The 14,646-nt window shown below is 68.4% G+C and carries 12 protein-coding genes; all 12 read right to left on the reverse strand.

The annotated features are described in order from the left end of the window. Positions 1-16: 16 nt before the first annotated feature. A complete protein-coding gene (locus OVA31_RS19585; RefSeq protein WP_267628260.1) occupies positions 17-1,831 on the reverse strand; it encodes an acetyl/propionyl/methylcrotonyl-CoA carboxylase subunit alpha in 1,815 nt (604 codons plus the stop codon). A gap of 170 nt (positions 1,832-2,001) precedes the next feature. Further along, positions 2,002-3,582, reverse strand: coding sequence for a condensation domain-containing protein (locus OVA31_RS19590; protein ID WP_267628261.1), 1,581 nt, complete (start codon positions 3,580-3,582; stop codon positions 2,002-2,004). Beyond that, the gene (locus tag OVA31_RS19595; protein ID WP_267628262.1) at positions 3,579-4,028 is read right to left on the reverse strand and encodes a SufE family protein; all 450 of its coding nucleotides are present in this window, start codon (positions 4,026-4,028) and stop codon (positions 3,579-3,581) included. Before OVA31_RS19595 ends, OVA31_RS19590 begins: the two co-directional genes overlap by 4 nt. Then, the gene (locus tag OVA31_RS19600) at positions 4,025-4,921 is read right to left on the reverse strand and encodes a sulfurtransferase (protein ID WP_267628263.1); all 897 of its coding nucleotides are present in this window, start codon (positions 4,919-4,921) and stop codon (positions 4,025-4,027) included. Before OVA31_RS19600 ends, OVA31_RS19595 begins: the two co-directional genes overlap by 4 nt. A gap of 186 nt (positions 4,922-5,107) precedes the next feature. Then, on the reverse strand, positions 5,108-6,493 hold the full coding sequence (locus tag OVA31_RS19605) for a condensation protein (protein WP_267628264.1): 1,386 nt from the start codon (positions 6,491-6,493) through the stop codon (positions 5,108-5,110). After that, the gene (locus OVA31_RS19610) at positions 6,490-7,914 is read right to left on the reverse strand and encodes a condensation domain-containing protein (protein WP_267628265.1); all 1,425 of its coding nucleotides are present in this window, start codon (positions 7,912-7,914) and stop codon (positions 6,490-6,492) included. Before OVA31_RS19610 ends, OVA31_RS19605 begins: the two co-directional genes overlap by 4 nt. Positions 7,915-7,920: 6 nt before the next feature. After that, on the reverse strand, positions 7,921-9,387 hold the full coding sequence (locus OVA31_RS19615; RefSeq protein WP_267628266.1) for a condensation domain-containing protein: 1,467 nt from the start codon (positions 9,385-9,387) through the stop codon (positions 7,921-7,923). A 100-nt stretch (positions 9,388-9,487) separates the two neighbouring features. Beyond that, positions 9,488-10,531 (reverse strand): alpha/beta hydrolase, encoded by a 1,044-nt coding sequence (locus OVA31_RS19620; RefSeq protein ID WP_420714086.1) that lies wholly within the window; start codon positions 10,529-10,531, stop codon positions 9,488-9,490. A 133-nt stretch (positions 10,532-10,664) separates the two neighbouring features. Then, entirely contained in the window at positions 10,665-12,035 is a 1,371-nt protein-coding gene (locus OVA31_RS19625) for a hypothetical protein (protein WP_267628267.1), read from the reverse strand. 105 nt (positions 12,036-12,140) lie between these two features. Beyond that, positions 12,141-12,776, reverse strand: coding sequence for a Maf family protein (locus OVA31_RS19630; RefSeq protein ID WP_267628268.1), 636 nt, complete (start codon positions 12,774-12,776; stop codon positions 12,141-12,143). Further along, positions 12,773-13,000, reverse strand: coding sequence for an acyl-CoA carboxylase subunit epsilon (locus OVA31_RS19635; protein ID WP_267628269.1), 228 nt, complete (start codon positions 12,998-13,000; stop codon positions 12,773-12,775). The genes OVA31_RS19630 and OVA31_RS19635 overlap by 4 nt, the downstream gene beginning before the upstream one ends. Further along, entirely contained in the window at positions 12,997-14,625 is a 1,629-nt protein-coding gene (locus OVA31_RS19640) for an acyl-CoA carboxylase subunit beta (protein WP_267628270.1), read from the reverse strand. The genes OVA31_RS19635 and OVA31_RS19640 overlap by 4 nt, the downstream gene beginning before the upstream one ends. Positions 14,626-14,646: the final 21 nt, after the last annotated feature.

Raw genomic sequence — 14,646 nt, forward strand, 5'->3', positions numbered from 1 at the left:
GAATGCGGTTGGAGTCCTACTTCAACTCGAGGAGCATGGTGCCCTGGGTGACCGCGGCGCCCGCCTCGACGGCCAGGCCGGTGACCACGCCGTCCTTGTGCGCGGTGACCGGGTTCTCCATCTTCATCGCCTCGAGCACCACCACGAGCTCGCCTGCGGAGACCTCCTGGCCCTCCTCGACGGCGACCTTGACGACGGTGCCCTGCATCGGGGCCTGCACGGCGTCGCCGGACGCGGCCGCGCCGCCACCCTTCTTGCGTGCACGCGCCTTCGGCTTCTTGCGGACCACGCCGTTGGCGCTGCCGCCACCGCCGCCGAGCGCGAGGTCGCCGGGCAGGGAGACCTCGACGCGACGGCCGCCGACCTCGACCACCACGTTCTGGCGCGGCAGCGAGTCGTCTTCTTCGATGGGCTCACCGCCGGTGAACGGCTCGATCGGGTTCTCCCAATCGGTCTCGATCCACTTGGTGTAGATGTCGAACTTCTCGTCGCCGTTCTCGTCCACGTGACCGTGGAAGGCCGGGTTCTCGACGATGTGTCGGTGGAACGGGATGACCGTCGCCAGGCCCTCGACCTGGAACTCGGCGAGAGCACGACGTGAACGCTCCAGCGCCTGCTCGCGGTTCTCGCCGGTGACGATCAGCTTGGCGAGCATCGAGTCGAACTGGCCACCGATGACGTCGCCTGCGACGACGCCCGAGTCGACGCGCACGCCGGGGCCGGTCGGCTCCTTGTAGACCGTGACCGGGCCCGGTGCGGGCAGGAAGTTGCGGCCGGCGTCCTCACCGTTGATACGGAACTCGAAGGAGTGTCCGCGCGGTGTCGGATCCTCGGAGATCTCCAGCTTGTCGCCGTTGGCGATCCGGAACTGCTGGCGGACGAGGTCGATGCCCGCGGTTTCCTCGGTGACCGGGTGCTCGACCTGAAGCCGGGTGTTGACCTCGAGGAAGGAGACCAGCCCGTCGGCGCCCACGAGGAACTCGACCGTGCCGGCGCCGTAGTACCCGGCCTCCCGGCAGATGGCCTTGGCGGACGAGTGGATGCGCTCGCGCTGCTCGGTGGTCAGGAAGGGGGCGGGAGCCTCCTCGACCAGCTTCTGGAACCGACGCTGCAGCGAGCAGTCGCGGGTGCCCGCGACGATGACGTTGCCGTGCTGGTCGGCGATGACCTGCGCCTCGACGTGGCGGGCCTTGTCGAGGTAACGCTCGACGAAGCACTCGCCGCGGCCGAAGGCGGAGACCGCCTCGCGGGTGGCCGACTCGAACAGGTGGGGGATCTCGTCGATGGTGTAAGCGACCTTCATGCCGCGACCACCGCCGCCGAACGCCGCCTTGATCGCGACCGGCACACCGTGCTCCTCGGCGAAGGCGACGACCTCGTCGGCGTCCTTCACCGGGTCCTTGGTGCCCGGGGCCATCGGGGCGTTGGCCTTGAGGGCGATGTGGCGAGCGGTGACCTTGTCACCGAGGTCGCGGATCGACTGCGGGGACGGTCCGATCCAGATCAGACCCGCGTCGATGACGGCCTGGGCGAAGTCGCCGTTCTCGGAGAGGAATCCGTACCCGGGGTGGATGGCGTTCGCGCCCGACTTCGCGGCGGCGTCGAGGATCTTGTCGAACACCAGGTACGACTCTGCGGAGGTCTGACCACCCAGCGCGAACGCCTCGTCGGCGAGCTTCACGAACAATGCGTCGGCGTCCGGCTCGGCGTACACGGCGACGCTGGGGAGGCCGGCGTCGCGGGCTGCGCGGATCACGCGGACGGCGATCTCACCGCGATTGGCGATGAGCACCTTGGAAATGGTCGAGCTGTTCGCAGAGGGACTAGGCACTTGTTCTCCTGGGCGTCGTGTCGTCGTCGTTGGGCGACACCGGCTGGTGGTCGGGCATCACACTCGTTCTGAGTTCACCCCGTGACGGACATGGTGGTGGCCGACCAGGGTGACGCATGACACTTGGAGTCTAGGTGCCACGCGCTCAGGGCAACACACTAGCTCACCGATCAATTGCTCGGTTGGGCACCGGGTGGGTTCGTGACGCCGAAGGTGCTGCTGTCGCCGATGGCCTGGACGAGCTCGGTGAAACGGCCCAGGTAGGCGCGTACGGCATCGGGCGTGTCGAGGTCGGTGGCGTCGTCGATCCCGGCCGAGGTGAGATTGTTCACTTCTGTCGTCGAGTCAACAGTGGGGCCGACGGTGACGGCCGCCCTGGCGGGGAATCGGGCGGAAACGCGCATTCCGGACGGCGTCCGGTTGATCCAGATGAAGACCTCGTCGGTGGCGTAGCTGTGACTGCGGAGCACCTTGGCGCGGCCTTCGTCGGCCGCCGCGGCGCCGGGCGCGTACCTGGTGTCGATGAACGAGATGACGAAGTGGGGCTCGCCCTCGTACCCGATGAGTTCGGCGACGCGCAGGAACGGCAGAGATGCGCCCTGCCGGGACCGTTTCAGCTCGGCGGTGGCGCGCGTGACCGCCTGATCGAAGGTGGGGGAGTCGGAGACGTCGAGGCAGAACGGCGCGACGGCGACGAACCAGCCGAGCGCAGTGAGCCACCGCGTGTGGTCGCGGGTGTGGCGGGGCAGGACGCAGCGGAACTCGGGGTCGCCGGTCCGTTCGTGATAGACGATGGCGAACGCCGCGAGCACCCCGGCGGTCAGTGTCCCGCCTGCCTGCGAGCACACCGCCGTGAACCGGTTGGCCGCGTCGTCGTCGAGGACGACGCCGGTGATGGAATTCTGCGGACCGGGACCGTCGTCGGTCTCGGCCGACGCCGTGTCCTCGGCGGTTGGGTTGTCGGCGGTTGGGTCGGTGGCGGAATCCGGGTCGCCGTCGGTGCCTGCGGGTCGGTAGTCGAAGCCGGGCAGGCTGCCGCGGCCGCTGCGCAGGAACGACGACCACGTCGACACCGCGGGATGGTCGGCACCGGTCTGATCGGCCTGCCGACGCTCCTCGGCACTGAAATCGACGTAACTGCCGACCGCCGGCAGATCGGGCTCGGTGTGATCACGTGCCGACCGGTAGAGCGTCACCAGTTCCTGCTGGGCCATGATCAGCGAGTATCCGTCCACCAGCGAGTGGTCGGCGGCGAACAGCAACGTGAAGGAGTCCTCGCGGCCGACCGTGGCGAACATGTACGCGGGCCAGTGCAGGGGCGCGGTTGCCCGGTCGAACGCGCCGGCGATCTGCTCGACGAGGGGGCCCGACTGGGTGTACCAGCCGATCCGGCCCATCTTGAGCTTGACCGTGCCCACGTCCGTGCTGAGTCGTTGCAGGCCGTCGCCCTTGATGACGACATGGCTGCGGAGGACCTCGTGCCGATCGATCCATGTCATCAGGGTGCTGCGGATCGCCGGGATCGACAGGGGCTCGTCGAACTCGATGGAGAGCCCGAGCCACGATTCCCGGCCACCTTCCCGGCGGGTGCGCAGGCGATATTCGAAGGCCGAGCGCAGATGCTGTTCGTGATTGTGGGAGGTCAACCGTGAGTCGTGACTCCAGTTGCCGAGCCCACCCGGGACGTAGGGCATCCACTCGACGAGTCCGCCTGGCTCGATCGGCTCCTCGAGGATCTGGATGAATTTCATGGCGCGGTCGGCGGCCCGCCGGACCCGGCCGTCTGCGCACGGACCTGACCCTTGATCCGGGCGAGCATGCCCGCCATGCCGCGCAGGCGCAGCGGGCTCACCGCGGAACCGAGACCGAGATCGTGATAGAAATCGGCAGGCACCGCGAGGATGTCGTCGGCGGATGCGCCGTCGAGGCCCTGGTGCAGGATCGACGCGAATCCACGGGTGGTCGGTGCCTCGGGCGGGGCGCTGAAATGCAGTCGCACCGACGTCGGGTCAGACGCGTCCACCGCGAGGAACACCGGGGACTGGCATTCCGGCACCGGCTCCATCGCGTCCTCGAGCAAGTGCTCGGGAAGGTCCGGAAGCTCCCGCGAGAACTCCAGCAGCAGCGTCACCTTGTCGGAATCGCCCAGTGCACCGAAATCGTCGACGATCTCGGCCATGGCGTCCGGGAGGCTCATGTCGAGGCGGGCGCCGAGCCGGGTTCGGTGCCGACGGCGATCGGTACCCGCACCGCGTTGCCCCACTCGGTCCACGAGCCGTCGTAGTTGCGCACGTTGCCGAAGCCCAGCAGGTGGGTCAGCACGAACCAGGTGTGGCTCGAGCGCTCGCCGATCCGGCAGTACGCGATGGTCGGTGTCGACGCATCGAGGTCGCCGTAGATCTCGTCGAGTTCGGCCTTGGCCCGGAACCGGCCGTCGGGAGCGGCCGCCTTCGCCCACGGGATTGAGATGGCGGTGGGGATGTGTCCACCCCGCAGCGCGCCCTCCTCCGGGTAGTCGGGCATGTGAGTGCGTTCGCCGCTGTACTCCTGCGGCGAGCGGACGTCGACGAGCGGCTCGGAGCCGAGCGCACCGAGCACCTCGGGTGCGAACGCACGGATCACCGTGTCGTCGCGCTCGACGACCGGGTAGTCCGAGCGGGGATACTCGGGGACGTCGAAGGAGGTCTCCCGGTCTTCGGACATCCAGGCATCCCGGCCGCCGTCGAGCAGTCGGACGTCCTCGTGACCGAAGAGGGTGAACACCCAGAGTGCGTACGCCGCCCACCAGTTGCTCTTGTCGCCGTAGACGACGATGGTGTCGTCGCGCTCGATGCCCTTGCTGCGCATCAGTTCGGCGAACTGTTCGCCGTCGATGTAGTCGCGGGTCACCGGGTCGTTCAGGTGCAGATGCCAATCCACCTTCTGGGCGGTCGGGATGTGACCGATGTCGAAGAGGAGGACGTCCTCGTCGGACTCGATGATCTTGAGTCCCTTGGCGCCGAGGTGCGCCGAGAGCCACTGCGTCGTGACGAGGCGCTCCGGGTGGGCGTAGTCGGCGAACGCCGGATTCGGATCGGTCTCAACGCTCAACTGCGGTCCCTTCGTGATTGTCGTCGGTCCGCGACGGGCTGGCTGACACACGGACCCGCCGACGTGCGGTATCTCGCACTGAGCCTACCCATTGTTCACGCCGCACGGTCGGCGGCGTACCGCAGCGTGGATCCGGTTGCCCGGCGTGCGCGCTTCGCCGACGTCGCGGGTCACCCGGCACGTCGCTCACCCGGCACGGTGGCGCAGCCCGCCCGACCAGACATCGCGCAGCCGGTCGTCCACCGCGTCGAGCACGCCGGTCATCGTGCGGTGGGCGAGTGCGGTCTCCGGGTACCGGGCGCGCAGGTGGACACCGTCGGCGTCCCGCCAGAACCAGAACTGCGCGGTGTCGGTCCGGCGTGAGCTCGAGATCTGCCGGGTGGTCACCGACGCAGGCAGGCCGAGCTTGCGGTAGTCGACATAGGACACCATGAAGACGTCGCTGCGGTTGGTCCGGATCAGGTCGCCGAAGGTCAGGTACACCGGGGTGAGACCGATCCGCGCCAGCGGAAGTGCCTCCCCGAGCCGCGCGGTGTTGGCGCGCAGGGTGGTTCCGCGATCTCCTCCGGCGCTCAACCGGATGGGTGCGTTGCCGACCAGCCATCCGACCGCCTTGCGATCGGTGGCGTCGTAGCGGGTGTGGACCGGCAGGATGGCGGGCAGCTCAGCGGGCCCGCCGACATCGTGAACCGCATCCGCAAGCGCCGTCAGCAGTGCCGGGTACGTGCGCGCGTCGAGTGCGTGGACGTTCTTCTCGAAGCGGTGCGCGGACTCGGCGCACATCAGTGTGCGCACCTCGGTACACACCGGGGCGGTGTCGTCGCGTGCCAGACCGAGGTCGAGAGGGAATTCGGGGACCGTCCAGTCGTTGGCGGCGAGGAACTCCCCCCAGCCGCGCAGACGCGGGTCGTCGGGGGCCACCGTCGGAGCGGCGTCCTCGATCATCCGGATGTCCAGAAAGCTCACCGGCTGTGTGACTTTCGTGCCGGAGAGGTCGTCCACGAGGTCGGATGCGATCACCGCGAGCGAATAGGCGTCGACGTAGCAGTGGTCGAACGCGAGGATCACGGTCGTCGACGACGGCCGCCGTACGGCGGCGAGGTAGTGCCGTAGCGGCGCGAACGGCGAACAGACCGTTGCGATGTCGTCGACCAGGCGGTCGGCGAGTGGGGGATCCCCGATGCCCGCGACGGCCGGATCCGTGGTACCCGCCGGACCCGGGTGGGCCGGGAGAACGGTTCCGGTGACGGGTCGCACACGCAGGCCGCCGACCGGCAGTCGGTGGCGGACATGCTCGTCGTCGGAGGAGACGAAATGACACCGCAGCACCTCGTGCCGGTCCACCAGCCCCCGAAGGCTGCGGGTGATGTCGTCGACCGCCACGGCCTCCGCGAACTCGACGGTCAGCGCGAGCCAACCGGCGGTGCCGTTGCGGCGAACCGCATCGAGGTGGAACTTCTCGTTCTCCGACGGCGGCACATCGACAGGGAGGGAGTCGGCGGTCGCGGCCAACTCCCAGCGGATGACTGCGCCGGGCTCGATCTCGACCGAATCGTCGCCACAGAGCTTCACGACCGGACCTCCGTTGCGGAATGCGCGCCGACGACGGGATCGGCACCTGCTGCGTAGTCGGTGAGCCATCGACCGACGGCGATGGCGTAGGTGTCGAAAGCGCTTTGCGCCGTGGGATTGTCGGGAATGTGGGCGAGGAGCGTCAGCGCATGCTCATAGCGGGTGAACCACATGTTCGCATTCCGGGTGCGGCCCACCGCGGGAAAACAGGTCGCCGGCGCCACGGCAGGATCGTCACTGCCGGGAATCCTGCGGAAGTCGATGTAGGACACCATCTGTGGCGAACCGGAGTCTGGGAGGTAGGTGCCCTCGGCGGCCAGAACCGCGAGAGCGGCATGGACGGGCAGGGTGGCGAGGTCGCGCGCCACGGCCACCGCGTCGGTGGCGATGTGTACCAGGTCGGTGAAGTTCGTTCCCGGCGACACCGGAAACGCGACCGGTGCGAAGTTGCACAACCAGCCCTGGGTGGTGGCGTGGTCGGCGGTGCGGGTCGAGAGCACCGTGGACGTGAAATAGCTTTCGGTTCCCAGCAATTCGTGTTGCGCCGCGGCGAGCCCTGCGTAGATCAGCCCGACGAGAGAACTGGCGTCGTCGCGCCGCTGTTCGCAGGAGTCGAGTTGTCCGGCGGTCAGCAGGGTGCGCTGGACGGGAAGTGCCGGACCGAGCTCTCCGTCGGCGAGGCCGAGGTCGAACGGGAAGCGGGGAACCCGACCATCGTTCGCGGACAAGATCTCTCGCCAGGTCGCGATCCGGGGGTCGTCGGGATCCGCGGACGCGGCGAGCGACTTCTCGGAGGATATGTAATCGGTGAACCGTCCCGCGCGCTCCGGCTGCGGGATCTCACCGTCGCGGTGGGCCCGGTAGAGACGGGCGATCTCGTGGAGACCGATGTACTGCGAGAACCCGTCCGTGTGCGAGTGATCCGATCCGATGTAGAAGGTGAATCCGTCGCCGTGGTCGAACGCCCCGTAGACGAGGCCGGGCATGCGGTCGTAGACCGCTTCGGATTCGATGCGGTCGACGATGTGACCGATCACGTCGTCGGCGGCGACGTCGGCCCCGGATCCGCCGGGGCGGAACTCGATGCTCTCCGCCGGTGCCACCAGGCGGATCGGGCCGGCGTCGTCGAGTCGGTAGACGGCACGCAGTTCGTCGTGCCGGCGGACGAAGGTCGTCAGCGCGGCAGCCATGGCCGCGCGGTCGAGGGGACCGTCGAGGACGGTGATGGTGCCCGCCGTCCCGGTGTGCGGCCCGCCGTCGGCCCGTTTGGCCGCCGCGGCGGACACATGATCGGTCTGCAGGAAGGTCAGGCCGTCGGCTGTCGGTTCGGCAGCGGCGAGTGCGCGGTCCGGATCGGCCAGCCGCCACTCGACGCTCGCGCCACCGGCGGGGCGCGAGCGTAGGGGAGGAGTGTGGCTCATCAGGTCCTAGGACGCCTTCGTCGCGTCGAGCACGCCGTGGTCATAGGCGAGGTCGCCCTCGGCGATCACGGTCGTCAGGATCTGATGGAATGTCGAGATGAACCGATGGACCATGTCGGCCCGCGGACCCGTCGGGAACCTCGACGAGATGTTGGTCCCGGTGGGTACCCGGTTGATCCAGAAGTAGACCTCGTCGGCGTTGCGCGTGGAGCTGCGCAGCACGCGGGCGCGCCGCGCATCCCACAGATCGGCACCGTCAGCGTGCCGCAGGTCGATGTAGGAGACCACGAGCCCGGGTGGCGTCGTGTCGCCGCCGATCAGGTCGGCGATCGGGGCGAAGGGAGCGGCGCCGACCCCCTTGTAGTCCGAGGCGCTCACTGCGACCGACGTGATCGCCTCGCGGAAGGTCGTGGCGTCCTGCGGACGCAGGTGCACCGGGATGATGCCGACGAACCATCCGGCGGCCTCGCCCCATTTCATCTCGCTGCGGGTGTGAATCGGATTGATGAATCGCAACTCGCCGGACCCGCTCAGCTTGGCCGCCGCCATCGACAGCGCCGTGTAGATGCCCGCCTGCATGTTGGCGCCTGCGTCTTTGCACAGCGCGTTGAAGGCCGCGGTCTGATCGGCGTCGAGGAGCCAGGACGACAGGGTCGCCTGGAATCCGCGGTCGGGTGTGCGTTCGGCGATGATCGTCGGTGCCTCGTCGGACTCCGACGGCCGCACGACCGGGAAGGTGGGCATCGGCGCCGGCTGCGGCGAATCGGGGTCGGCAGCGGCGAAGAATCGGCTCCAGCCCGCGACGGCGTCGTCCGTGTCGCGGATCTGGTCGCCGATCGCCCGCTCCGCATCGGAGAAGTCGACGTAGCTCCCGAATTCGGCGAGGCCGTCGGGGGTTCCGGTGACCACGGATTCGTAGAGGGCGGTCAGTTCCTTGATCGCGAACACCTGCGTATACGCATCCATCACCGTGTGGTCGGCGGCGAAGACGACGAGAAACGCGTCGTCGCGGTCGTCGAGCTCGACGGTCACCGCGACGCAGTGCGGCCAGCTCAACGGGCTGACGGCGGTGTTGAAGTACTCGTTGATCCGCTCGAAGACCTCGGTGCTGCTGAGGTGATCACCCATCGGGCGTCGACTGATCGAGATCGACTCGGTCGGCAACGTGATGCGCTGGGGGGCCTCGGTGTCACCGCCGGTCACCGAGGTCCGGAACGCCTCGTGACGGGCGTACCAGCGGTTCATGGTCTCGCCCATGACGTCACCGTCGAGAGGGCGCTCGATGAGGAATGCGGTCCCGATCCATTGGCTGTACCAGTCGTCACCCTCGGCCGCTGCGCGATTGGCATGCTCGACGTGCATGTACGACAGCCGACGTGGATCGAGGGACCACGCATCCGGCGCGGCCTCGGGAACCCACGCTGTCAGCGAGCCTCCCGGCAACGGATAGTCGGCCAACTCGGTGTATTCCATGAAACCTCCTTCGTCGGTACTGCGGTCTCTTCTATTGGGGTCTTCTGCTGGGTTCCTGCGTGGATCTCCGCCGGCCGTCAGGCCGTGTGCAGATGCGGCGTCAGACGCCGAGTCCGGCGGCGATGAACGGCCAGCTCCGGTGCAGCTGATCGACCCAGTACGGCCACGAGTGGGTGCCGGGGTCGACGTAGTGGAAGGACGCGGGGATGTGTTGTGCGGCCAACTGGGCCTGCAGATTTCGGGTGCACCACATCGAGCCCATCTCGATCGCCCCGCCGACGATCTGACGGTTCGCCGGATCGTCGTTGCCCGGGTATCCCGGCGCGTCGTAGCGGCCCGCGCGGCCGGTCCCGGTGGACACGTAGATCGCGCTGCCGCGCAGCCCCGCCGAATGGCGAAGGACGTCGTGGGCCGACCAGGCGGGATCACCCGGCGGACCCCACATGTTGTCGGCGTTGCCGCCGAACGCGGACACGATGCCGCGCGGATATGCCTCACCGGCGGGACCGGTGGTGGTGTAGCAACCGCTGTAGGCGGCGACGGCGCGGTAGAAGCCGGGATTGCGGGCGGCCAGCATGAGGCTCGATCCGGCTCCCATCGAGAGGCCGCCGATCCCGCGGCGTCCGTTGCCGTCGAACCGGGCGTCGAGCAGCGGTGGGAGCTCCTTCTTGAGGAAGGTCTCCCACTTGTAGCGGCCCAATGTGGGATCGTCGCGCTGCCAGTCGGTGTAGAAGCTGCCGTTGCCCGCCAGCGGCAGCGCGACGGTGACGTTCTTGTCGGCGAAGAACTTCACCGCGTCGGACTTGATCAGCCAGATGCTCTTGTGCGGGTCCTCTTCGCCGAGACCGCTCAGCATGTAGAGCGTCGGGCGTGGACCGCTCTGGGTCCGGGGGACGAGCACCTGGACCTTGATGGTCTTGCGCATGGCCGCGGAGTGGACGTACACGCCGTACTGGGTCGGTCCTTCGCGCACCACACGTTCGATCGACGGTGCAGACGGTGCCGCGGTCGCCACCGAGACGGTGCCGGCCAAGGAGGCCACCGCGGCGCACACGATGGCCGCGATTGCTGCCGTGCGCGCCAGACGGTGTCGGGCGCGCACGGCGCCGGGAGGTCGGGCGGTCCGCGTCCGCAAGGTCGTCATCGAGCGTGGTTCTCCTCGTCGTGGGCAGCCCGCGACGGGCTGTTGCTGCTGGAGGTCAGGTAAACCAAAACAAAGAACATTTGCAAGCGAAACTAATGATTTGGGGCTCAGATTGCCCCGAGGGTGACAAGTGTCACCATGGAATGGTGGTCAACCCCCAACGGGCACATTCTTTTTGAACACTCGCGCACAGCTCGGCAGAGGTCGGGAAAGCGGCCGGATCGAGCCCGGAGACGGCGAGCGTGGTGGTCTCGCCGGTGTCATGAAACCATGCCGCGAGCCCTCCACGAAGTCGGACAAGTCGCTCACGGCTGACGCCCTGAGTGGTCGCGCGCGAGGCGAAGGTGCCGATCCGGGACGGATCACCGAGTCCGGCGAACAGGGGATCGACCACACCGCCGTTTGAGGCGAGGGCGAGTGGCGTGGCGGCGTTCTTGCTGAGAGTGGCCACCGCAGCGTCCGGTAGTGCCTGGATGAGCGGCTGCAGTCGCGGAGGCCGACCCGCGCCGGTGCCGGCGCGCCGATAGGTCTCCTTGGCCGCCTGCCGGATCGCCGAGAGGTCTCGTGAGCGACTCCACTCGGCGGGGATGTCCAGCGTGAGCCCGGTGGTCGAGTTCGCGCGGGTGTCCTCCTCCGGGCGCACCGACATCGGGATCGACAATCTGACCGTGTCCTCCCAGGACGCGCGGCCTGCGCCGACGATGAGCCCGGTGACGATCGCGAGGAAGAGCGCGTTGCTGGTGCCGCCTGATGCCGAGAAGGTGGATCGCCAGTCGTCGCCCGGGATGGAGACGATGGCGAGCGGGGTCCGGATCGTCGTCTCGCGGGCCACCTCGTCGTCGGTCGGTGCGGGTGGCGGGGGAGTCGACTGCGACGTCACCGGTCGCTTCTCGGACGACTGCCCCGTCGCACCGGCGTCGCCCCGTGTCGACCACGAGTCCCGCAGGAGACCGACGAGACCGGCGCCGACCGTTCCCAGCTGGGTGGCGGACTCGCGGATCTGATCGGGCAACGACGGCGTGGCCGGTGCGTAATGCGCGTCCACTGAGTCGTCGTCGCCGGTCGCGTGCAGGATTGCCCGCCCGCCCAGCCAGCCGTCACCGACGGCATGCGACGAGCACAGGGTGACGATGCCCCCGCCCGATGCCAGGGGGGCTGCCCGCAGATCCCAGACGGGACCGAGCGCGAGGTCGAAACGGACGTCGGCGGCACGTTCGATCCAGTCGAGGACCTCGTCGTCGGCGAGCTCCGGATCGAGGTGGGTCCGACCGGCGGTGGCGGCCGCGGCGGTCCAGTGATCGCGGACGAAGGGAATCCGGCTGCGGCGCAGCCGGCGGCTGATCGGGGTGTCGAGCAGCCGCCTGCCGATCCGGTCGAGTTCCTCGGCCGCCAGGGGTTCGGTGAGGCGCCAGATCGCCTGACTCAGCACCGGGACACCGAATGCACGGTCCATGCGGACGAACAGATCGTCGTCGTGTGTGGTGCGCTCGACGTGGGAAGTCATTACGCCGACCCTAGACATCTCGTTTGGATCTCGCTTGTGCAACAGGTTAATAGCTGATGAAGGGGCGTGGCGCAGCGTCAGCGCAGTCCGGTCAGCGATCTGGGGTCATCGCCACAGGCTCGTGACGTCGACTCCGACTTCGGCGAGGAGTCGGCGAACGGTCGGCAGACCGATTCCGATCACCGAGGACGGATCGCCGTCGATGGCCTCGACGAACCAGCCGCCGAGGCCATCGAGAGTGAACGCACCGGCGACCGCGAGGGGCTCGCCGGTGGTGGCATAGGCGTCCACGGTCGCGTCGTCGATATCGGCGAAGCGGATCGTCGTGGCCGCGGACGCCTGAGCCGTCCCGACGAGCCGGGAATCCCGGATGCGTGAGACCCGGTGCCCGGTCAGCAGTTCCGCCGACCGTCCGCGCATCCTGCGCCACTGGGCACGCGCGACGTCGACGGTGTGCGGCTTCCCGCTGAGCTCGCCGTCGAAGAGCAGCATCGAGTCGCAGGTCAGCACCACGGTGTCGGTTGCGTGATCGTCGTCGGCGAGGATCGTGGCGACCACGGCGTCGGCCTTCGCGCCGGCGAGGGCCACCACCACCTCCGCCGGAGGTGCACCGGGGAGCGCGTTGAGCACGGCGTCCTCGTCGACGTCGGAGACGATCACCCGGGGGTTGAGCCCGGCGGCCCGCAGAACCCGCAGCCGGGCGGGCGATGCGGATCCGAGGACCACCGAGACCGTCGTCACGCCCTCAGGTTGGTGAAGCTTGTCGGCGCTCCCCAGATGGGACGGAGCCGGTCCTCGGGTCGACCCCAGTCGTCGCGGGGACCGGTCTCGACCGGGCCGCTGTTCGACGAACCGGCGGCCGCGGCGACCAGCGACGTGAGGACCGCGACCTCTTCGTCACTGGGGTTGCCGCGGACGATGCGCAGCAATGGCTCGGCGGCCGGGGTGTCGGCGGTGTCGCTCATAGCGGGATGTTCCCATGCTTCTTCGGCGGCAGGGTGACCATCTTGCGCTCGAGCAGTCGCAAGGCGGTGGCGACCTGTCCGCGGGTGTGGCTGGGCGGGATGACGGCGTCGACATAACCGCGCTCGGCGGCCACGTACGGGTTCACCAGAGTGTCCTCGTACTCCTGCTGCAGCTGGAGCCGCAGCGCGTCGACGTCGTCGCCGTTGGCCTGGGCCTCCTTGAGCTGGCCGCGGTAGACGAAGCCCACCGCGCCCGACGCTCCCATGACCGCGATCTGGGCGGTGGGCCATGCGAGGTTCACGTCGGCACCCATGTGCTTGGAACCCATGACGTCGTACGCGCCGCCGTAGGCCTTGCGGGTGATGATCGTGATCTTGCCGACCGTGGCCTCGCCGTACGCGTAGAGCAGCTTGGCGCCGCGTCGGATGATGCCGTTGTATTCCTGGTCGGTGCCGGGCAGGAAGCCGGGGACGTCGACCAGGGTGACGATCGGGATGTTGAAGGCATCGCAGGTGCGGACGAACCGGGCGGCCTTCTCCGAGCCCTTGATGTCGAGGCAGCCGGCGAACTGCGTCGGCTGGTTGGCGACGATGCCGACGCTGCGGCCGTCGACGCGACCGAAGCCGACGACCACGTTGGTGGCGTACTCGGCCTGGACCTCGAGGAACTCGTCGTCGTCGAGGATGCGGCGGATCACCTCGTGCATGTCGTACGGCTGGTTCGGCGAATCTGGGATCAGGGTGTCGAGTTCGAGGTCCTCGTCGGTGAGGGTGTCCTCGATCGATCCGGCGGCCGGGTCGGCGACCGGCAGTCGGGGCGCCTCGGCGCGGTTGTTGCTGGGGAGGTAGCCCAGCAGATCCTTGACGTACTCGAGCGCGTCCTCTTCGTCCTGCGCGACGTAGTGCGCGGTGCCCGACTTCGACATGTGGGTGTGGGCGCCGCCGAGGTCCTCCATCGTGACGTCCTCGCCCGTGACCGTCTTGATCACGTCGGGGCCGGTGATGAACATCTGGCTGGTCTGGTCGACCATCACCACGAAGTCGGTGAGTGCGGGCGAGTAGACGTGTCCGCCTGCGGCCGCACCCATGATCAGCGAGATCTGCGGGATCACGCCGGAAGCGCGGACGTTGCGGTGGAAGATCTCGCCGTACAGGCCGAGCGAGACGACGCCTTCCTGGATGCGGGCGCCTGCGCCGTCGTTGATGCCGATCAACGGGCGGCCGGTCTTGATGGCCAGGTCCATCACCTTGACGATCTTCTCGCCGTAGACCTCGCCGAGGCTGCCGCCGAACACGGTGGCGTCCTGGGAGAAGATGCACACCTCGCGACCGTCGATGGTGCCGTAGCCGGTGACCACGCCGTCGCCGAGCGGGCGACGCTCGGCGAGTCCGAAGTTGGTGCTGCGGTGACGGGCGAGAGCGTCGAGTTCGACGAACGACCCCTCGTCGAGCAGGTGCGTGATGCGCTCGCGCGCGGTCAGCTTGCCCTTGTCGTGGATCTTGTCGACCGCGGCCTCGCCCACCGGGTGCTTGGTCTCTTCGAGGCGATTACGCAGATCGGCGAGCTTTCCCGCCGTCGTGTGGATGTCGGGAGCGGCGCCGTCATCGCGCGAAGCAGTCGTCATGAACAACGATGCTAACTACCC

The sequence above is a fragment of the Gordonia sp. SL306 genome, assembly GCF_026625785.1.
Classification (GTDB): Bacteria; Actinomycetota; Actinomycetes; order Mycobacteriales; family Mycobacteriaceae; genus Gordonia.